The organism is Paenibacillus sp. LT-B23, assembly GCF_059417685.1.
On sequence record NZ_JBSQBM010000003.1, the window covers coordinates 50,671 to 70,932 of the forward strand.

Below are 20,262 nucleotides of genomic sequence, written 5' to 3' on the forward strand. Positions count from 1 at the left end.
TGCCATAGTATGACCTCCTGCGCCCAAAAGTATAATTTTCTTTACCTTGGGTCGGAACCTATATTTAATAAGCTGTATACAATAAGATAAAAGGCAAAGCAAACCATGATAACGGCAGTGAGGGCCATCCACTTTTTGAGAGGAGCCGGTAACGTATCACGTTTCATGATCAGCACTCCGCCCAGCGTAAAGGCCAGAATAATGAAGATGAGAAAGCTGTTGGACACCATGAAGCGCTATACCTGTTTGAAAGCGTTCATGATCCGCTGCCACTCTTCCTCGTTATCTTGAAAGGACTGCTTGGGAAACCGATTTTCAGCCCAATGCATCAGCGCCGGACGGCTCAAAAACGTGTGGGCTTCTTCGCCCCAGTCATCGGATATTTCTCGTAGAACGATGTAACGGCCCTGCACCTCGACAGTCATCATGTTCCAATTGTCTTTTTTGTATATTTCGTGTTTTTTCATCATATGCATGTCTCCGATTTTAAAGATGTTTTGGTTCATGATACCGCAGTTTCCGCCGCAAAAGCAAATCATTCCAGCCTGTAAAAGCCCTCAAAACATCAATTGCATTGTGAAAAAGCATGAAGTATAATATGGATATTCGCCATAGATGGCGGTATTTTTAGGAGGTTGTTCACTTGAAAGGTACAGTAAAATGGTTTAACGCAGAAAAGGGTTATGGCTTTATCCAAGTGGATGGTGGCGAGGACGTATTCGTACATTTCTCCGCAATCCAGGGCGACGGCTTTAAGACTTTGGAAGAAGGTCAAGCGGTTGAATTCGAAATCACTGAAGGTAACCGTGGACCCCAAGCAGCTAACGTAAATAAACTGTAAGTGTAACTGAATTGTAAGAAATGTTCCGTTCATACGGATGTCTTATATATTACGGTTAAACGATGAATTGAGAGCGCAGTTCCTTAAATTTAAGGAACTGCGCTTTTTTGCGTAAAAAAGTTTATGATATGAGAAGGCTGAGCAGGAAAAGGGTATTATACCGTTATGGAAACGAAACATTAGTCATTATTGTAGGAGTTGAGAAGATGAGCGCAGCAGAGGCTAGTCGTAAACCTTCCTTGACCGAGGGTCCAATTACCAAAACACTGTTTTTATTCTCCTTGCCGATGCTGTTCGGAAACGTGATACAGTCACTGAATGGAACGATCAATTCGATCTGGGTGGGCAAGTTTCTGGGCGAGGCCGCATTAACCGCCGCTTCCAACGGAAATATTATTATGTTTTTTCTCATCAGTGCGATCTTTGGCGTCACCATGGCTGCCACTATCATGATCGGACAGAAAATTGGTGCGGGAGACGTGGCTGAAACCAAGCGTGTAATAGGCACAAGTGCAGTCTTTTTTCTTGTACTTGCTCTGGCTGTGGGTATTATCGGATTTTTTGGATCTCCCTGGATTCTTCGTGTGCTGAATACACCTGCTGAATCTGTGGATATGGCAATCACATATACGCGTATTATTTTTGCGGGCATGCCCTTTTTGTACGGTTATAACTATATTATGACCGTGATGAGAGGGGCGGGGGATTCCAAAACACCATTTTATTTTCTACTCGTCTCTGTTGTACTGGATGTGCTGCTCAATCCGCTGCTAATATTTGGATGGGGGCCTATACCCGCGATGGGCATCGGGGGTTCCGCAGCGGCTACGCTGATCGCTCAAGGGGTGAGCTTCGTGCTGATTCTCATTTATCTTTACCGTGTAAAATACTTTTTGCGTATTACATCTTCAGAGCTTCATTTACTGAGATTCGATTGGGAAATTATTTGGACCTTAATCCGTAAGGGAGTGCCTATGGGTCTGCAAATGATTGCTGTTTCCTCCAGTGCAATCGCGTTGATGAACCTGATTAACGGATACGGGACAGTGGCGGCTGCGGCTTATACTGCAGCAAATAACTTGTCCAGCTATGTGCAGATGCCAGCCATGGCACTGGGTGCTGCTGTGTCTTCCTTTGCGGCACAAAATATCGGGGCCGGACGTTGGGATCGGGTGCGCAAGATCACATGGATTGGAATTGTGTACAATTTTGTACTGACCGGTGGATTAGTAGTATTGATTTACATCTTCAACCGGGAGGCCTTGCTGATGTTCCTTCCCTCTAGCGGCGGCGCCTTGGAACTGGGGATGCGGATTAATCTGATTACGTTGTGGTCTTTTGTCATATTCGGTATTACAAATGTCATTACAGGGGTTGTGCGATCTACGGGTTCCGTAATCGTGCCGCTTTTAATTACCATCATTTCATTATGGGGCATTCGTATCCCTCTGGCCTACGCGTTCGTCGATGAGTACGGTCTGGATGCTGTATGGTGGAGCTTTCCTGTCGGTTTTTCCATCTCGGCGGTGGCGGTCATTTTCTATTATGCTTTTGGAAAATGGAAGCAGGCGAGCATGGGGGATGGCTTTCAAGGCGTGAAACAGGTAGAGGATAAGGGATAGGCAGGGCTTTTAACCTATTCTGAAATTAATAAGCTTATCAGGGTAAATTTTGTTTAATTTCAATTTTTGTGTATTTAATCATGACAGGTATAAAGATTTTTTGTGAAAATGGATCGTTTTTCTTAAATATTAAAGAAAAAGTGAGGTTGTTCATTTGTGCTAAAAGGACGATCATATTATAATGAATATGGTTTGGATAGGTATAATTACGTAGACAACAATGTGGAGGCACCGTCATTTGAGTTATGTTGAGCAAGGACGTTATCAAGTTCCGAGAGGCCCCATAGGTCTAATGAGCCGAATGTACAAGCACATTCTCCCTGAAACGAAGCAGGAATTGGGAAATTGGAAACACAAGGCTAAACAGATTCCGGATCCCGAGCTGAGAAGTCAGGCACTTGCAAGCATAGCAGAGAAGACGTTTCACTGTGTAGGTGGGGCGGTTTATGCCGCAGGGAATATGTCTGCCCGGCAGACGTTAATTCCGCTTATTGTGGCGTACCAGACGATTAGCGATTATCTGGACAACCTGTGTGATCGCAGCACGTCCATGGACCCGGATGATTTCAGGCTGTTGCATCAGTCTATGCTGGATGCGGTCAACCCCGCAGCCAAGCCAGTGAATTATTACGCTTTGCGTCGTGAGCAGGAGGATGGCGGTTATTTGACCGGGCTGGTGACAACCTGTCAGTCTTGTGTAAGCAGGCTTCCGGGCTATGAGGCGGCAATGCCTTACGTTCAGGATCTGGCGGGATTATACACGGATTTGCAAGTTTACAAGCATATTAAACCCGAATTGCGCGAACAAGCGCTATTGGATTGGTGGTCGGTTCATAAGGACCGTACACCGGAGTTGCGCTGGAACGAATTTGCTGCGGCTACCGGTTCAACCCTGGGGGTGTTTATGCTGTTTCTTGCTGCTAGCGACCAGCATCTCACGGATGCGGGGGCTGCCTCAATACATGTATCGTATTTTCCACATGTGTGCAGTCTTCATATTTTGCTGGATTATCTAATCGATCAAGACGAAGACCGGAAGGGCGGAGATCTTAACTTCTGCAATTATTATGAAGATACCGACATGATGCTGGACCGGATCGCCTATGTTGTGAATCGGGCACGGGTTGATATTGCAGATGTCCCTGCCAGCTCCTTTCACCGGATGATTATCGAGGGATTGCTGGCGTTATATTTATCCGACCCCAAAGTTAGCGAGCAGCAAGAAGTGCGCGCGGTTTCGAAACGTTTAATGAAAAACAGTCCGCTTATGCGTTTGTTTTTCTTTTTAAACAGTCGATGGATAAGAAGGCTTTTATGAACATTTTGAGGAGGTCATAAATCATGACAGCAGTTAAGAAAATCGCAGTATTAACGAGTGGTGGAGATTCACAGGGGATGAACGCCGCAGTTCGCGCCGTTGTGCGCAGCGGCTTGTATTTTGGACTTGAAGTATTCGGGGTTCAGCGCGGATATCAGGGCCTGCTGAATGATGATATTTTCCCGATGGATCTGAGAAGTGTCGGAGATATTATCCAACGTGGGGGTACTGTACTTCAATCTGCCCGGTGTCTGGAATTTACGACCGAGGAAGGACAGAAGCGAGGCGCTGAAATTTTGCGTAACCGTGGAATTGATGGCTTAGTCGTGATCGGTGGCGATGGTTCCTATCAAGGAGCTAACAAACTGACCAAACAAGGAATTAAAACAATGTGCCTTCCAGGTACGATTGACAATGACATTTCCTTCACTGACTACACGATTGGTTTTGATACGGCGGTTAGTATCGTAGTGGACGCCATCAACAAACTGCGTGATACGATGTCATCCCACGAACGTTCTTCTATCGTAGAAGTTATGGGACGTCATTGCGGCGATATTGCTTTGCATGCAGGTCTGGCTTCCGGCGCAGAAACGATTTTGGTGCCCGAAGTAGAGTTTGACCTGAATGAAGTATCTGATCGGATGAAGCAAAACTTTAAGCACGGCAAACGCCACAGTATCATTATCGTTGCTGAAGGCGCAGGCAAAGGTGAAACCGTAGCACAGGTAATCCAGGAAAACTGTCCGGATTATGAGCCGCGTGTAACGGTGCTTGGACACATCCAACGTGGAGGCACACCAACCGCATTTGACCGTAATCTGGCAAGCCGTTTGGGCGACTTTGCTGTTCGTCAATTGATTGAGGGTGTATCGGACAAGGCTTGCGGAACGATTGATGGCAAGCTGGTAGCCACTGATATTGACAAGGTCGTAAATACGAAAAAAGATTTCAATATGGAGCTTTACGAGCTGGCCTTGCGCTTGTCCCAATAATAATTAGCTGTTGTATGTACCAGATTGATTCACATCTAGGAATTCTTAAACTCATGCGGATGACCCGAGTCATCCGCTTATTTTTTAACATTTAAAGCAGGTCTGGAGAGGATAAATATGTATTTGTTCAAAATCGATGTGGACAGCTCGGAAGGAGCCTTAACCGTTATTCTCGTTGCGGAAAATGAGGAGAAGGCATTTCAGGCGGTGGACCAGCATGTGGAGAGACATTTTCTGTATCCTCCAAAGCTGAACGAAGTAGCTATTGTGGAGAAAAAAAGAATAACTTCGGGTACTGCATATGTCATGGAAACACGCTGATACACGCAAAGGCTAAACAGCCTCTGCGTGTTGTTTTTTTTCGGCAAAACGTCGTTGCACAACCAGCAGGCGGAAGAGAAGGGACACTGCTCCCGCGGCCAAACCTGTAATCAAGCCGATCCAGTAGCCGTAGGGACCAAATGATGTCCAGCGTGCGATAATATATCCTACAGGAAGTCCAATAACCCAATAGGCCAGAAACGTAATCAGAAAGGCCGAATTGACATCCTTATATCCACGCAGTGCTCCTTGAGTAGGTGTAGCGATAGCGTCGGATATTTGAAAGAAGATCGCATAGAGCAGGAAATGTTGCGCTAACTGAATAACCTGTGGATCGGTGGAGTACAGCCTGGCGACCTGTTCGCCCCAGATCACAAGCACAACAGCCGTGATCAATGACAGACCAACCGCACTGCTGATTCCCATTACGCTGTATATTTTTGCATCCCGCGGCCGTCCTGCCCCCACCTCATACCCGACCAGAATCGTGAGCGCCATACAAATACTGAGCGGAATCATATATAGTGTTGTCGCAAAGTTCATAGCGGCCTGATGAGCCGCAATTGTTGCCGTATTATAACTGCTCATGAAAAGGGTAACAGCTGCAAAGACAGCCGTTTCGAAAAAGATCGCAAAGCCGATGGGTACCCCGATTTTGATAAGCTCTTTCCAGGAACTGGTAGCAATGCCGTATATCTTGTTGAAAATCCCGTATTCGGCAAATATCTTTCCCCGATGTGCGGTGATGCCAGCAACAAGCATAACAATCCAGTACGTGGCGGCAGTTGCCACTCCGGAGCCTACACCCCCCAGACGAGGAAAACCCCAGTTTCCATAAATGAGTAAGTAGTTCAACAAGACATTGATGGGCAACGACATCAGCGTGATGGTCATCGTAAACCGGGTTTGTCCCAGTGCATCCATAAAGCTCCGTAGGACCGTATAAGCAAAGAGCGGGGCAATGCCGAAGGCCATCGCACAAAGGTAGTAAAAGGCCACATTATGAACCCTCAACTCCAGATTCATCCCGTGCAGAATGGGCTTAACGAGAAAAATACCTGCAATCAGAACAATCATAGATAGAGTGAGCGAGAGCCATAGCGCCTGAATGACATAGTAAGAAACCTTGTCCTTGCGCTGTGCTCCAACCAATTGGGATACAATAGGGGTGATGGCCATAAGTATTCCGTTGAGGCCTGTTTGTACAGGGGCCCACAGACTCACTCCGATGGCTACACCAGCCAAATCGGCAGAAGAAAAGTGTCCCGACATATTAGTATCAAAAAAAGTCATCGCGGATAGTGCAAGCTGTGTTACCAGAATGGGAAACAAAATGTTAAAAAGCTGCTTCCATTTTTGGCTGTTAGTTAGCGTCAAATGCATGTTTATGTCCTCACCTACTTGGAAGTTATCAACCGTATATATCATAATGTGTCAAGTATTTATTGTAAGGGATGTAGCAGCATTTGAACAGCAACAAAAAAGACTGCACCCATGATCAAACGAATGGGGCAGCCTTGAAAACCTCTAAATGATCTGGTGTATTGCGTAAAAGTAATGATAAGACCGGGATACATGGATTATTTGTACGTTACTCCGCTAGTATAGCGGTTTGTAGCATTCCAGAGTAAATATTCGTCAACCTTCATATCCTTGAGCGCTCGAATTTGATCCTCGACTTGGGTTTTACCATATTTGGCATAATGGCCGCTTCCCAGCCAGCTTGCGGTAAAATCCTGAATCCATGGACGAATGATTGGTTTCAGCTTGCCTGTCGGGTCAAGCTTTTTGTGCGTATCTGCCATCGACCCTTTAATGGTCTGGTACGGATTTTTGTCAGGGTCCTTTACACCGAACCAGCCTGTTGTATAGTGACTTGGATAAACCATAGGAGAAATGACATCCACATTTTCTGAAATTTTGGCGAAATCCTGTCCAATTCCTTCCGCAGCGGGAACGGATGCGGCATACCCGAAAATATCTACCGATACCCGCACACCCAGTGGAGCAAGCTCTTTACGGGCATATTGCACGAACTCAGCGACCGCATCCACACGTGATTGATCGGATTTGGTATATTTCAGCTTGTCCGCTCTTTTTTCAAAGCCTTCAGGGAAACGTACATAGTCAAACTGAATTTCCTTGAAGCCCAGCTTTGCCGCCTCCTTGGCGATAGCAATATTATAATCCCAAACTTCTTTATTATAGGGATTGACGAACCCATCGCCCTTGCCGTTTTTCCAGACAGAGCCGTCAGGATTGCGGAAGGACATTTTGGGATTTTTGTTGGCTAATACCGTATCTTTAAATACTACAATACGGGCAATCGGGTACACGTTGTGCTTTTTCAATCGGTCCATCAAACCGGAAATATCCCGAATGAATTTTTGCGGCTTGCCCAATTTCAGCAGCCCGGGATTGGTCGTTGGATAAGTAATGTAACCTGCATCATCCTTAATATCAATAACCATGGAATTGAGCTCTGTTTTGTCGAGCAGTTCAAGCAGCTGGGTCATACGCGAACCGCCTGCGCTATAAGCCGTAACATAGATGCCTTTGATAGCAGGAGTCGTCGGCTGTGGGTCAATTTTAACCGGAGGATTGGAGGCATCCACCTTCATATTACTGTGCTGAGCCTGAATCATCGCATTGCTGATTGTCGTTGCCACCGTATCTTTTACATTTGGGGCGTTGGCTGAATGATCCCCGTTTCCGCCTATTCCCATTGCCAATAGCATAATTGCCCAAATCATATTCATTTCCTAACTCTCTCCCTTATGTAAGTCGACTTACCTGATTATACGTAAAGTTATGTATCGAAAAACAACACGGTTGTAACCAATACTGGAATCATCAGGCACAGTCTTACATGATTAACCCAACCCTTGTTCATTGAATCGGTAAAAGGGCATAAATAATGCCGCTTTCTTCGCGGCTGCGCAATTGCGACCGGAAGAAGCGGCACTTGGTGGAGAGATTTAATGAAGATGTTTACTGAAGATACGTAATGTCCTGATGCTCACAAATACTGTACTGAATAATTTCGAGCGCATCCGTGGGCTTGAGAATGGCCATCCCGTCCCGAAGTACAATCATCGAGTTCAGCTCATTCTTTTTGAGAAACGGGAGCATTTCTGGATACCATCTCAAGACAATGTCGGACAGTTTTACCGTTTCCATTTCCACAAAAATCACCCTTTCCTGCTCGGAATCATTCCATAAGAATCATTCGGTACGAATCGGAAAAGCAAAGTGCCTGTGAAATAGCAGGTAAAGCTGGTCTTTATATAATATGGGAACAGCGCACGTATAGTGTACCACAGAAACTGCATTTTGACACTTGGGTTCGTGCTTATCTTCGGCGGAATGAGCCCATAACCCCTACCGTTTCTACGATATTAACGAAAGCAGAAGGGTCCACTTTCTTAATAATGCGTTTCAGTTCTGCCAGCTCGTAGCGTGTTGTAACTGTCATCAGCATATCCTTTTCGGTATGAGAAAATGCACCTTCAATTTTAATTTTACTTACTCCACGCGGCGTTGTCAGCATTCGGTTGAGCAGCTTCTCTGTATGCTCAGTGATGATGTAAACGGTTATTTTGGTGTGACTCACATAAATCTGATCCAACACCTTGCCGGTCACGAAAATGGATAACATGGATGCAAGGGCAATATTCCAGTCCTGGTTTAGATATCCCGCTGCCAGAATAACCAGCCCATTCAAACCGACGAGCACAGTCCCTACAGGGAAATCGCGGTAACGGGTGACGATGGAGCCGATAATGTCAAAACCGCCAGTAGACCCCCCCACCCGAAAGGAAATCCCTGCTCCAACCCCAATCAGCACTCCACCAAAAACGGAGGCAAGCAGCGGATCTTTAACGAGAGGCTGCACCGGAATCCAGGCCAAAATCCATGTTGTGGCGACAACAGACAAAATACTCATACTAATAAATCGTTTCCCTAAAATAAACCAGCCTGCAATAAGCATCGGAATGTTTAGGACAAAATACATCACGCTGATATCGAATTTTGTAAAGTAGCCAATTAACATGGAAAGCCCTGCTACTCCGCCGCTCAGCAGGTGGTGCGGCACGAGAAACAGATTAAAACCGCTTGCTATAGCAGCGGCCCCCAAAATGACAACAAAACAGTTTAACACTATTTTTAACAACGTTTTTTCACCTCATTTAAAATATACGGACAGTAACTTGCTGGTATTCATGAATTGTTTTGTGTTATAATGCGATGTGGATATTCTTGAGTAGGGACTTTCTGTCCAGAGAAACACTTAAAATTTAAACTGTTTTAAAAAGGATAAATTCGTTTAAGATGTATCGGATAAGGTTACCCGAGTTGATACAGAAAGATGCAGTTATAGGCCTAAATAAACTGTCACTGTATTGGGAAAACCTATACAATAATATCGCTACTTAAGAATACAGACAACATTGTGGATTGTCCACCACATCCACCATTATGAAGGAGTTTGAATAAATTTGACGACATTTGCAGAATTTAATCTTGAACCGAAAGTACTTGAGGCGATTACAGAGCTTGGTTTTGAAGAAGCGACGCCGATTCAATCCCAATCCATCCCTCTTGCGCTGCAAGGAAGAGACATGATTGGCCAAGCCCAAACAGGTACGGGTAAAACCGCAGCTTTTGGTATTCCGTTGATCAGCAAAATCTCTAAAAACGACGACAAAATCAGAGCACTGATTATGGCTCCAACACGTGAGCTTGCCATTCAGGTTGCTGAAGAAATCGAAAAGCTGTCCCGCTTCAAAGGTCTCCGCACCCTGCCAATCTATGGCGGTCAAGATATCGTGCGCCAGATTCGCGCTTTGAAAAAGAAACCTCAGATTATCATTGGTACACCAGGTCGCTTGCTCGACCATATTAACCGTAAAACCATCAAGCTGGAAGACGTAAACACCGTTGTTTTGGATGAAGCGGATGAAATGTTGGATATGGGCTTTATGGAAGATATCCAATCGATTCTGAAGCAGGTTCCGGACGAGCGTCAAACGATGCTTTTCTCGGCTACGATGCCTCCTAATATCAAAAGACTGGCTGAACAATTCCTTAAAAACCCTGAGCATGTTTCAGTTATCCCTAAACAAGTTAGTGCTCCACTGATTGATCAGGCCTACATTGAAGTTCCTGAACGTCAAAAATTCGAAGCTTTGAGCCGTTTGATCGACATGGAATCCCCAGAACTCGCTATCGTATTTGGTCGTACTAAGCGCCGGGTAGACGAGCTGGCTGAAGCTCTGCAAAAACGTGGATATTCCGCAGACGGTCTGCATGGTGACTTGTCTCAGAACCAACGTGATGCCGTAATGCGCAAATTCCGCGACGGAAGCATTGACGTGCTCGTAGCAACTGATGTAGCTGCCCGTGGTTTGGACGTTTCCGGTGTAACTCACGTTGTGAACTTTGACCTTCCGCAAGATCCGGAAAGCTATGTTCACCGTATTGGACGTACCGGACGTGCAGGTAAAGAAGGGGAAGCATGGTCTTTCGTAACGCCACGTGAAATTGATCATCTGCATTTCATTGAGCGTGTAACTCGTCACCGTATTGCGCGTAAGCCGCTTCCAACTTTGGCTGAAGCTTTGGAAGGCAAACAACGCATCATCGCAGAACGTCTCCTGGAGGCTGTAGAAAGTGGTGAGCTGAACGAATACAAAGGCTTGGCTATTCAAATGCTGGAGCAGTATGACTCCGTACAACTTCTCTCCGCAGCTTTGAAGCTGATGACTGGCGAGAAGAGAGAAGCGTCTATTGAGCTTACTCCGGAAGATCCAATTCGTGCAAAACGTCGTAAACCGGATGTTCGTTCCGGCGGACGCAAGCCGTCTAACTACAGCGGACGCAGCAACGGTGGTTATAACTCCAACCGTACTGGTGGCAGTGGTAGTGGCAGCAAAGGCGGATATGGTGGCTACAACCGTGGCAGCAAAGAAGGCGGTAGCTACAACCGTGATTCCGCGAGCCGCAATAGTGGAGATCGCAGACCACGTCCAAGCAGTAGCGGAGAAACTCGTCGTCCTGCAAGACGCGAAGATTCCTCTTCTGAATAAGAATTGAAATAACAGGAAAGCCGAAGTGAATGCTCGCTTCGGCTTTTTGCTATGAGATCAAAAAGTATAAATTACTTAGCAGCCTGCTTCGACGGCTGAAGTATTGATTTCACTGGCGCATTGGGGATGAAATACGGTATGATATAGTCAACAGCCGGAATTTACAGGCACAGCAACATGAGCCCATGGAACCTGCCAGGGCTTGCGGAGGGAGAGACTAACGTTGGAGTTTAAAGGAGCTATGGGTGGTATTTATCGCCTGACTGAATGGATTACCAGACTGGCGGCTACCAATTTGTTATGGGTGTTATGCTCGTCGCCTTTTATGTTCTGTCTCATACTCAAACTACTTGTGATGAATCAGAACTTGGCTAATGAATCTTTACAAATGAACTGGGCGATGGCTGTTTTGGCACCGCTTACTTTATTTCCGGCTACATCGGCCATGTTTACCGTCGTCCGCAAATGGGTAATGGGCGATACGGATGCAGGTGTGTTTCGTACCTTCTTTAAAGGATACAAGGAAAACTATAAGCAGAGCCTGATCGGAGGCATCTTTTACACGCTACTGTTTGTCATTATGTATGTGGATTATACCGTGTATATGACGCAGCTCAGCAATTTGCAAATTGTAGGCATTATCATGCTTATTCTCATCATTATTTTGCTCGTATCCATGTTTAACTTTTTCTCGATGGTTGCTCATTATCATATGTCCAGCGGACAACTGATCAAAAATGCGGTCTTGCTGACGCTCATTAGACCGTTCCGTGTATTTTCTACCATGCTCGGCAGCGCGATTGTTATCTTTATTGGAGTCAAATACCCTGTGCTGTTCTTGTTCTTCATTGGTAGTGTGGTGGCCTGGTTCGCTTTCTTTAATTTTTATGGAACGTTCCTCAAAATGCAGGATCAGATGGAAAAGATGAAGCAAAAAGACGAAGAGGCAGCTATCACGGAAGACAAGAAAAGTGATAACCTCCAAAAATAAAACAGATTTCTCCTAGCATTTACTTTCCGAGTGAGAAGCGCTATAATAAGGTCACATCCTGCGATGCACGTTACGGTCATTTGTTGTTTTGAACCAATGACAATGTCTAGGGAGACCAATACGGGTGGACAGCTGAAAAGCCCTGTCAATTCTGACAAGGGGACTTCAAAAGTTTGTCCTGCGATCACCCACCTGCTAAAGCAGGTTCAGAAGACGCTATGGTCGGACGGCATCGGCGGGTACTCTATAACGTAATCAACACACCCTGATACTGCTCCGTGCAGAAACAGGGTGTTTTTTGTATGTAATAATGCTAAAATAAGAAATAAGGTACTCAATCGCATACCACAGGTATGATCGGGTTCACTTTGTTGCTTTAACGTTTTTATAAAGCGCTTGCAGCAAAGGGAAATCGATGTGCTGTATTCAGCAACGATTATCGTGAAGGAGGAAATGTCTTGTCGTTGAAGAGGACTCTGGTAGGGATTGTGCGCAGCCAAGAAGGTACAAGCGACCGGGTCAAAGACCCCCAAATGAAGACACGCTATTATAACTTATCGAGAGACAAGGCTTGGGAAGAGGTATCGTCCGTTTTAAAAAAGATTCCTGGATACAAGGTGCTACATGAGGTGCCATCCGTAGGTGAGATTACGCTTGAGAAGCGAACGGCATTCGGCAGAACTGTCGACATTACCGTTTCTATATTGTCCGTCTCGCCAGTTCGGAGTGCTGTGGATATTTATTCCGCTTCGCGCGGATCGCTGGGGGACATGGGTGCAAATTATCGAATTATTTTGCAGTTGTTTGCCGTGATTGACAAGAAGCTGTCCGCTCATAAGGTCTTACAGTGATTGCAGACGTGTGAGCAGCAATGTGGCAGACCGACGTCAAAAAAGCGAGGAAGGCAACCCTTCACTCGCTTTTTTAATATTCGAATCAGCCTTAACGTAAGCAGAATGAATTAGACGAGCTTCTTCACCGCTGCAATCGCTTGATCATAGTCAGGATGCTCGGACATTTCGCTCAGATATTCTACATAAGCGATTTTATCGTTTTGATCAATCACAAAAATAGCGCGATGATCCAGATGGAATTCCTTAATAAACACGCCGTAGGCTTCGCCGAAGGAATGGTCCTTGTAATCGGACAGTGTCAATACACGGTCAATACCCGCAGCACCGCACCAACGAGCTTGGGCAAACGGCAGATCCACGCTGACAGTCAGTATTACGACTTGATCTCCGAGAGAATCCGCTTCTTGATTAAAACGACGAGTCTGTGCGTCACACACGCCTGTATCAAGAGAAGGAACAACGCTGATAAGCTTGACTTTACCTGCAAAATCTTGAAGCGTAGCAGCTTCCAGCAGATTTTTTTGCAATTTAAAATCAGGTGCCTGATCTCCAACTTTCAGTTCAGGACCCACGAGAGTCAAAGGATTGCCTTTAAAAGTAGCAGCTTCTTTACGTTCTTGTGCCATATGTAATAGCCTCCTTGGTTTTTAGCATTGGTTATCGTTGCTGAAATCTATTATAATCTTTTATAAAAGACATTGTCCAATTTGAATAAGGTGGAGACACCCCATGAAGGAAGGATTGCCTTGATTTTTTTACGGTATGAGAACTGGAAAAGTTATTTGCGTTTTTACCCGGTTACCTGTTTGATTCTGCTTATCAATATCGTGATGTTTATTGTGCTCACCGTACATGGTGGATCGGAAAATAGTTTGACACTAATCCGGTATGGGGCCTTGATCAATGAGGAGCCGTTTACCGACCAGTTATGGCGGTATGTGTCAGCTATGTTTTTACACGCGGGTTTTGATCATCTTTTCTTTAATTCCTTTGCGATTCTCGTATTTGCTCCACCGCTGGAACGTCTGCTGGGGTCCTTTCGCTACGTGCTGCTGTACCTCGCTACAGGCATTGTAGGAAACGTGCTGTCCATTGCGCATTACAATATGGTAGCGGAAACCACGGTCTCTGTAGGGGCGTCAGGAGCGATATATGGTATCTACGGCGCATTTCTGTACGTTGCTTTGTTTCAGCGGACGCTGATGGATGAAGCTTCACGCAAAACACTGTACACGCTGCTCGGCTTTGGTATCCTGTTTTCGTTCGCTGTGGCGAACATTAACTGGACCGCCCATTTTGGAGGACTGCTCAGCGGGTTTTTCTTGTATGGATTAATGATCAGATTGACTGGCCAACGTAAACGTCACTAAAGACAGCTTTACCGTAAGTCGGCAGGGCAAGAAAGAGGAAGGGGTTCGTCTAACCTCTTCTTCCGGATGTTGAAAAATAGATTGGAGCGAATAACGGAGTGGAATTACGACAGTTGCAATACTTCATGAAGGTAGCGCAAAAGGAACATGTCACTCAGGCAGCCGAGGAGCTGCATGTGGCGCAATCTGCGGTCAGTCGGCAAATTCATCAGCTTGAAGAGGAGCTGGGGGTTAACCTTTTTATGCAAAAGGGCCGCAACTTGCAGCTTACACCGGTGGGGCAGTTATTTTGCAAACGGGTTGAAACGATTATAAAGGATTTGGAGCGGGCTGTTCTGGAGGTTCATGAGTTTTTAGACCCCGAGGGTGGAGAAATTCGTATCGGCTTCCCGCACAGTTTGGGCATTCATCTTATTCCTACGGTTGTAGCTGAATTTCGTAAACGGTATCCGAATGTTAAATTCAGATTTAAACAGGGGATGTACCCAAGTTTGATCCGTGATGTGTTGGCGGGTGAGGTGGATTTGGCTTTTGTATCCCCTTTTCCGGATCGTCATGATCATGTCGAGGGAGATGTGGTGCTAACCGAGGAGCTGTTTGCGGTTCTTCCCCCTAATCATCCTTTGGCTTCAGCCGGGCACATCACGCTGGATCAGCTTAAAGGAGAAAAGTTCATCTTGTTCAGAGACGGTTACTCCCTGCGTCCGATTGTCTGGCAGGCTTGTCTGGAGGCCGGATTTACGCCTGACATCGCTTTTGAAGGCGAGGAGACGGATACGATCCGCGGATTAGTTGCCGCAGGTATGGGGGTCAGTCTTTTGCCTGAGATGGCGTTGTTCCAGACCAATCCGCTCCAGCCCGCGAGAGTGTCCATTGTTGATCCCGAGGTGACGCGAACCATTGGCTTAATTCACCGTAGAGATGACAAGCTTCCGTTGGTTGCCAAATCGTTCCGCACTTTTTTGTTGCAATATTTTGGTCTTCAAGGTAGCGGCACTGTGACGGATGGAAGTGCTAAAGCGGACTAACGACAGGCGAGTATAGGGAATTGGATAAAATATAAAAAGGTTGTTCCTCTACCATCATCATGGCGGAGGAACAACCTTTTTTGCTACAAAAGCGATTAGTCACGGCTGTTGAAGATACCGATCAGGCGAATCAGCTCCAGTAAGGAAACGAGAGCGGCGGCCACATATGTTAATGCAGCGGCATTCAATACTTTAGCCACACCTCGTTCTTCATCACTGCGGATAAATCCTTCGGACACCATAATTTCACGGGCACGGTTGGAAGCATTAAATTCGACCGGCAATGTAATTAATTGAAAAGCAACAGTAGCCGAGAAAAAGATAATGCCCAAGCCAATCAGGTTTGTGTAGCTGAACAGTAACCCGGCAATCAACAGAAACGGTGCAATGCCGGATGCGAAGTTGACAATCGGGAAAATCCGGTGACGCAGCGCTAACATAGGATAATGCTCTTTATGCTGAATCGCATGACCAACCTCGTGACAAGCCACGGCAACTGCGGAAATAGATTTTTCATAATATACAGGCTCGGACAAGCGTACTACGCGTTGCATCGGATCATAGTGGTCAGATAACGCGCCAGGTACAGGTTCAATGGGCACATCGTGCAAACCGTTGCGATCCAGCATATGCCGGGCGGCATCGTAGCCTGTCATACCGTTTTCGTTGGGAACATCAGACCATTTGTTAAAAGTACCTTTCACACGAAATTGCGCCCATAAGGATAAACCGAACGCAAGAATAATCAATATATACATCCCCATCATAAAGCAACCCTCCATTATTATTTCATCAAAACAGCCCGGGAATCTACATCATAGAGCTATGCTCCAGCAAATACTTCAGAGCTTCGATACAAGCGGCGCTTTGCGGTAGTAGACCAGTAAGCAGCTTACGTGCTTGAACGGGCTTGAGCTGCCCCAGAAGAGGCTGTAGCTCATTGACTTCGCGCTCCAGGCGCTGCATGTGCATCTCCAGACTTGTCAGTTTGTCGGTGACGTGCTCTTCGCCTGGAACCGAATTCCACTTCATTAATGTCTGTTTAATTTCCTCGAGGCTATACTTCTCTTGTTTCATTTGGTTAATACGTTCAAGCCTTTTTAAAGTTTCATCATTATATAACCGATAATTTTTCAAAGACCGTTCTTCAGGTGCGATCAAACCGAGCTTCGTATAATAATCAATGGTCCGTTCGCTGACACCAGCCGTCTTGGCTAGCTCGCCAATTCGATATAGCTTCATATCCCCATCTGTCCTCACCTCGCGCTCTTCATTCAGTCTTCAATATTACGCATCTGCAAACAGAGTGCTTATAAAAATATTTTACATGATTCCCAACCGTACAGTCAAACGTCATGCTTTTCTAGCCTGTGAAACAAGCTACTTTTATAGTTAGTAAACGTGACATGAAAAGTTCGAGATCACTTTTTTTTCGAATATTAAAAAAAATCTTGTCAAGTTTCATGTATTCTGATTATAATGACAATAAGAATTTCACGAAATGTAAAGAAACTTAACATTTGAGGGAGTGGGCTTCATGAGAAAAAAGTGGTTTGTTGCATTACTGGCCATGCTGACGGTACTGGCTTTTCCGGTAGGTGCGTTCGCTGCTGACGGTCCGACAAATATTCAGCTTCAAGCCGGATTAAACACGGCGTTTACCTTCTTGGCATTTATTCTAGTGTTTTTCATGCAGGCGGGATTTGCATTGCTGGAGGCTGGCTCCACACGAATGAAGAATGCAGGGCATGTCGCTGGTAAAACAATACTCACCACGGGCGTTGCTGCATTGTCTTTCTGGGCTCTCGGGTTCGGGCTAGGCTTCGGTAACGATGGCGGTAACGGATTTATGGGGCTGACGGGTTTCTTTATGAGTGGCACGGATGCTGCTGTATCGTTTGACTCCCTTTCAAGTCTGGATGTTCCGATTACAATCATGTTTTTGTTCCACTTTGCTTTTGCTGCGGTATCTCTTTCTATCGCATGCGGGGGAATGGCAGAGCGTGCAAAATTAAGTGTATACATCATTTTCGGTATTTTGTTCTCCATCGTAATCTATCCCGTTGTAGCTCACTGGGTATGGGGCGGCGGCTGGCTTAGCAAGCTGGGCATGCAGGATTATGCCGGCTCCACGGTAGTCCATCTGACAGGAGCTACGGCGGCACTCGTCGCTACATTGCTGCTGAAACCGAGACTGGGCAAGTTCAACAAGGACGGCAAACCGAATATTATCCCTGGACATAATCAGGTATACTCCATTCTGGGGGTTATTATTCTCTGGTTCGGCTGGTTTGGATTTAACCCGGGTAGTGCTGTATCGGCTATGAATGACGGATTTTTCGGATATGTGGCACTGACTACGAATATTGCGGCAGCCGCAGGCGGGGTTTTCGCTTTACTTGTATCCTGGATGGTATACGGAAAAGCAGATATTCCGTCTATGCTGAACGGTGTGCTGGCAGCTTTGGTTGCGATTACTGGCTCTTGCGCTTTTGTAGCTCCTTGGGCTGCGCTGGTCATCGGTGCAGTAGCAGGGATTGTCACCTTCTTCACAGCACAATGGTTTGAGCGTGCAAGAGTAGATGATCCGGTATATGCTTTCTCTGTGCATGGTGTTGCGGGGATGTGGGGGGCAGTGTCTACGGGATTGTTCGCTACTCCTGAGCTTGTGAAAATAACAGGTGTCGGTCAAGCGGGGCTCTTCTATGGTGGTGGACTTACGCAATTGGGAGTGCAGCTTCTGGGACTGATAGGGACTTTGGCTTTCGTGTTCGTCATTTCCTTCATTATTCTAGGTTCAATGAAAGCCATTATGGGTATTCGTGTTACGGAAGAGGAAGAAACGATGGGACTGGATATCAGTGAGCATGGTACGTACGGCTATCCTGAGCAAATGAAGTTGGTTGCCGAGGCTGAGAAGCGTTCTGGGACTGTAAGCTAATATGTAAAATATAAAGAGCCAGTATGGATGAGCGGAGGAGATGGAAGTATGGAACTGCAAAATACGGCACCTTGGGTGAGTTCAGCCGAAGCGATTGATCATGCAGATACACCTGAATCGCTAAGGCGGGCCAGGGTCGATTCTCAAAAATGCCTGCTGGCTTCCCAAGCCTCCGCTCCGTTATCAGACTGGTTACAAACGGCGAATGATATGCATGACCGCATTGCAGCCAGAGCTGTGCAAATGTGCGAAAAAGGGATGGTTGAGGATGGCTTCGGCCTTCCTCCCGTCCCTTACGCATTTATAGCCTTCGGCAGCATGGGACGCTCGGAGTCGACGCTATGGAGTGACCAAGATAACGGTATGATTATTAGTGACACTGCATCTGTCGGGAAAGAATCATATTTTATGGAGTTCGGCCAGAGGATATCTGCAATGCTGGAATATTTGGGATATCCGAAATGTGAAGGGAAAGTGATGTGCTCAGAGCCGCTATGGCGCCAAACGTTGTCTGAGTGGCAGGAGCAGCTGGCAAAATGGTCCGATGATTTTGCCTGGGAGCCGATTCGTTATCTGATTATCTCTTCTGATATGAGGCATATCGCTGGAGACGAGCAATTGTCAGCAGAATGGAAGCGGAGCTTTTATGCGTTGCTGCGTAAGCATCCCGATTTGCCGTCCGCGGTACTTAGAAACACGGTAAGGCATAAAGCGACACTTAATATTTTGGGTCAGATCGTTACCGAGCGCTTCGGGGAGCACGCGGGTGATTTTGATGTAAAATACGGTTTGTACATCCCGTTGGTAAATGCAGTACGGTTTTGGGCTTTGCAGCACGGGGTGGAGGAGACCTCTACGTTGAAAAGGCTCAGGCGGCTCGCGCTGCTGGAAGCAGCACCGTCACCTTTGCTGGATGCTTGTGAGCGGGCCTTTCGGATCGCGCTACAGCTTCGGATGGCTACTCCGGTGCAGGAAAAGAACGGACTCTTGGTTAGCAAGGGTTACCTTGCTGTCAAACCGTTGAAGCAAGGTAAGGGCTGGCATGAACTGCGCGAGGCGCTTTCGACGGTGCGGCGGCTACATCGCGCGCTGCAAAGACAGTTGCGGTTTACGGAAGGGAGAAGGTCATGAAGGAACCAGCGCAGGGAGGCGGCTTTTGGAGCGCTCTTCGCAGAGGAGGGGTACCCTCGGCCATCGCTTCTGTGATGGGAGCTCCTACGGCTCAGCAGATGGCCTTTATCCGTTCCTTAACTCGGGAGCAACGGCGCTCTGAGGTATTGCGAACCCCGCTGGAGCGTTTGGAAACGGTTGTTTTTGACTTGGAAACTACGGGATTTTCAGCGCAGCATGGAGATGAGATTTTATCGTTCGGTGCGATTCGGGTGGTCGGGGATACGATTATGGAAAAAGAGCAATTTTACACGCTTGTCAATCCACGTACGGCCATTCCTGAGCACATTACGGAGCTTACCGGGATTACCCGGGAAATGACAGATGAGGCTCTGCCGCTTATGGATGGGCTGCATGACTTTATGTCCTTTGTAGGGGGACGGGTGCTTGTAGCGCATGCCAGCGCTCATGACAAGGCATTTTTGAATGCAGCGTTGTGGAAAACCTCTAAAGTGCAACTAACCCACCGTGTTTTGGATACGATGATGCTTGCCAAATGGCTGGAACCGCAGCAGCACCAAACGTACAGTTTGGATGAGCTGCTGACCTATCAGGGCATACCCATTCAGGGGCGGCATCATGCGTTAGAGGATGCGAAAATGACGGCAAAGCTGTGGGTGGCGTACGTTCAGGAAATGCTGAAGCGTAATGTGACCAATTTGGCAGATGTGTATGCTCATTTAAGCCATGCCTGATTCAGTACAAGGCACAAGCTTCAATAT

The 20,262-nt window shown here is 46.5% G+C and carries 22 protein-coding genes and 1 other RNA gene; 14 read left to right on the top strand and 9 right to left on the bottom strand.

The window, feature by feature from the left end; genetic code table 11:
* Window positions 1-41 precede the first annotated feature (41 nt).
* Complete coding sequence (locus tag ACWXW9_RS05010) at window positions 42-230, bottom strand: hypothetical protein (protein WP_025686450.1); 189 nt, start codon at window positions 228-230, stop codon at window positions 42-44.
* Window positions 231-236: 6 nt separating this feature from the next.
* The gene (locus ACWXW9_RS05015; protein ID WP_494928803.1) at window positions 237-470 is read right to left on the bottom strand and encodes a hypothetical protein; all 234 of its coding nucleotides are present in this window, start codon (window positions 468-470) and stop codon (window positions 237-239) included.
* A 173-nt stretch (window positions 471-643) separates the two neighbouring features.
* On the opposite strand from ACWXW9_RS05015, the gene ACWXW9_RS05020 reads away from it, so the two are divergent.
* The 5 genes from ACWXW9_RS05020 to ACWXW9_RS05040 all read left to right on the top strand — a co-directional run bounded on the left by ACWXW9_RS05020 (window position 644) and on the right by ACWXW9_RS05040 (window position 5,097).
* The gene (locus ACWXW9_RS05020) at window positions 644-841 is read left to right on the top strand and encodes a cold shock domain-containing protein (RefSeq protein WP_010348936.1); all 198 of its coding nucleotides are present in this window, start codon (window positions 644-646) and stop codon (window positions 839-841) included.
* 206 nt (window positions 842-1,047) lie between these two features.
* Window positions 1,048-2,463 (top strand): MATE family efflux transporter, encoded by a 1,416-nt coding sequence (locus ACWXW9_RS05025; protein WP_494928558.1) that lies wholly within the window; start codon window positions 1,048-1,050, stop codon window positions 2,461-2,463.
* Window positions 2,464-2,701: 238 nt separating this feature from the next.
* Window positions 2,702-3,781 carry a tetraprenyl-beta-curcumene synthase family protein gene (locus tag ACWXW9_RS05030; RefSeq protein WP_134910322.1) on the top strand — a complete coding sequence of 360 codons (1,080 nt, stop codon included), beginning with the start codon at window positions 2,702-2,704 and terminating at the stop codon, window positions 3,779-3,781.
* 23 nt (window positions 3,782-3,804) lie between these two features.
* Window positions 3,805-4,776, top strand: coding sequence for a 6-phosphofructokinase (gene pfkA / locus ACWXW9_RS05035; RefSeq protein ID WP_431089568.1), 972 nt, complete (start codon window positions 3,805-3,807; stop codon window positions 4,774-4,776).
* Between the two features lie 117 nt (window positions 4,777-4,893).
* Window positions 4,894-5,097 carry a DUF3906 family protein gene (locus ACWXW9_RS05040; RefSeq protein ID WP_494928559.1) on the top strand — a complete coding sequence of 68 codons (204 nt, stop codon included), beginning with the start codon at window positions 4,894-4,896 and terminating at the stop codon, window positions 5,095-5,097.
* A 12-nt stretch (window positions 5,098-5,109) separates the two neighbouring features.
* Here ACWXW9_RS05040 and ACWXW9_RS05045 read toward each other — a convergent pair whose 3' ends face one another.
* The 4 genes from ACWXW9_RS05045 to ACWXW9_RS05060 form a co-directional block, all read right to left on the bottom strand.
* On the bottom strand, window positions 5,110-6,480 hold the full coding sequence (locus ACWXW9_RS05045) for an MATE family efflux transporter (RefSeq protein ID WP_494928560.1): 1,371 nt from the start codon (window positions 6,478-6,480) through the stop codon (window positions 5,110-5,112).
* Between the two features lie 197 nt (window positions 6,481-6,677).
* Window positions 6,678-7,856 carry a putative glycoside hydrolase gene (locus tag ACWXW9_RS05050; RefSeq protein ID WP_494928561.1) on the bottom strand — a complete coding sequence of 393 codons (1,179 nt, stop codon included), beginning with the start codon at window positions 7,854-7,856 and terminating at the stop codon, window positions 6,678-6,680.
* A 232-nt stretch (window positions 7,857-8,088) separates the two neighbouring features.
* Entirely contained in the window at window positions 8,089-8,277 is a 189-nt protein-coding gene (locus tag ACWXW9_RS05055; protein WP_494928562.1) for a hypothetical protein, read from the bottom strand.
* 172 nt (window positions 8,278-8,449) lie between these two features.
* A complete protein-coding gene (locus ACWXW9_RS05060; RefSeq protein WP_494928563.1) occupies window positions 8,450-9,271 on the bottom strand; it encodes a YitT family protein in 822 nt (273 codons plus the stop codon).
* Between the two features lie 325 nt (window positions 9,272-9,596).
* Between ACWXW9_RS05060 and cshA the strand changes: the two genes are divergently transcribed.
* From cshA to ACWXW9_RS05080, 4 genes are all read left to right on the top strand, one after another.
* Entirely contained in the window at window positions 9,597-11,186 is a 1,590-nt protein-coding gene (gene cshA, locus ACWXW9_RS05065) for a degradosome RNA helicase CshA (RefSeq protein WP_025686458.1), read from the top strand.
* A 223-nt stretch (window positions 11,187-11,409) separates the two neighbouring features.
* Entirely contained in the window at window positions 11,410-12,177 is a 768-nt protein-coding gene (locus tag ACWXW9_RS05070) for a YesL family protein (RefSeq protein ID WP_494928564.1), read from the top strand.
* Window positions 12,178-12,229: 52 nt separating this feature from the next.
* Window positions 12,230-12,423: non-coding RNA, 6S RNA (gene ssrS / locus ACWXW9_RS05075), on the top strand.
* Window positions 12,424-12,635: 212 nt separating this feature from the next.
* Complete coding sequence (locus ACWXW9_RS05080; protein ID WP_494928565.1) at window positions 12,636-13,028, top strand: DUF1499 domain-containing protein; 393 nt, start codon at window positions 12,636-12,638, stop codon at window positions 13,026-13,028.
* 110 nt (window positions 13,029-13,138) lie between these two features.
* Here the strand turns inward: ACWXW9_RS05080 and tpx are convergent, their stop codons facing one another.
* Window positions 13,139-13,657: a thiol peroxidase gene (gene tpx, locus ACWXW9_RS05085; RefSeq protein ID WP_134910314.1), complete on the bottom strand. Its 519-nt coding sequence runs from the start codon at window positions 13,655-13,657 to the stop codon at window positions 13,139-13,141.
* Window positions 13,658-13,777: 120 nt separating this feature from the next.
* Between tpx and ACWXW9_RS05090 the strand changes: the two genes are divergently transcribed.
* Both ACWXW9_RS05090 and gltC read left to right on the top strand, forming a co-directional pair.
* A complete protein-coding gene (locus ACWXW9_RS05090; protein ID WP_134910313.1) occupies window positions 13,778-14,401 on the top strand; it encodes a rhomboid family intramembrane serine protease in 624 nt (207 codons plus the stop codon).
* A 98-nt stretch (window positions 14,402-14,499) separates the two neighbouring features.
* Complete coding sequence (gene gltC, locus ACWXW9_RS05095; RefSeq protein WP_014280860.1) at window positions 14,500-15,429, top strand: glutamate biosynthesis transcriptional regulator GltC; 930 nt, start codon at window positions 14,500-14,502, stop codon at window positions 15,427-15,429.
* Between the two features lie 95 nt (window positions 15,430-15,524).
* On the opposite strand, the gene ACWXW9_RS05100 is transcribed toward gltC, so the two are convergent.
* Together ACWXW9_RS05100 and ACWXW9_RS05105 are read right to left on the bottom strand one after the other, a co-directional pair.
* The gene (locus tag ACWXW9_RS05100; protein ID WP_494928566.1) at window positions 15,525-16,196 is read right to left on the bottom strand and encodes a zinc metallopeptidase; all 672 of its coding nucleotides are present in this window, start codon (window positions 16,194-16,196) and stop codon (window positions 15,525-15,527) included.
* A 43-nt stretch (window positions 16,197-16,239) separates the two neighbouring features.
* Complete coding sequence (locus tag ACWXW9_RS05105) at window positions 16,240-16,671, bottom strand: MerR family transcriptional regulator (RefSeq protein WP_187644882.1); 432 nt, start codon at window positions 16,669-16,671, stop codon at window positions 16,240-16,242.
* A 295-nt stretch (window positions 16,672-16,966) separates the two neighbouring features.
* On the opposite strand from ACWXW9_RS05105, the gene ACWXW9_RS05110 reads away from it, so the two are divergent.
* From ACWXW9_RS05110 to ACWXW9_RS05120, 3 genes are read left to right on the top strand one after another with little or no spacing between them, the layout of a single operon-like run.
* A complete protein-coding gene (locus ACWXW9_RS05110; protein ID WP_494928567.1) occupies window positions 16,967-18,370 on the top strand; it encodes an ammonium transporter in 1,404 nt (467 codons plus the stop codon).
* 48 nt (window positions 18,371-18,418) lie between these two features.
* The gene (locus ACWXW9_RS05115; RefSeq protein WP_494928568.1) at window positions 18,419-19,501 is read left to right on the top strand and encodes a DUF294 nucleotidyltransferase-like domain-containing protein; all 1,083 of its coding nucleotides are present in this window, start codon (window positions 18,419-18,421) and stop codon (window positions 19,499-19,501) included.
* On the top strand, window positions 19,498-20,235 hold the full coding sequence (locus ACWXW9_RS05120; protein WP_025686468.1) for an exonuclease domain-containing protein: 738 nt from the start codon (window positions 19,498-19,500) through the stop codon (window positions 20,233-20,235). Before ACWXW9_RS05115 ends, ACWXW9_RS05120 begins: the two co-directional genes overlap by 4 nt.
* Window positions 20,236-20,262 lie beyond the last annotated feature (27 nt).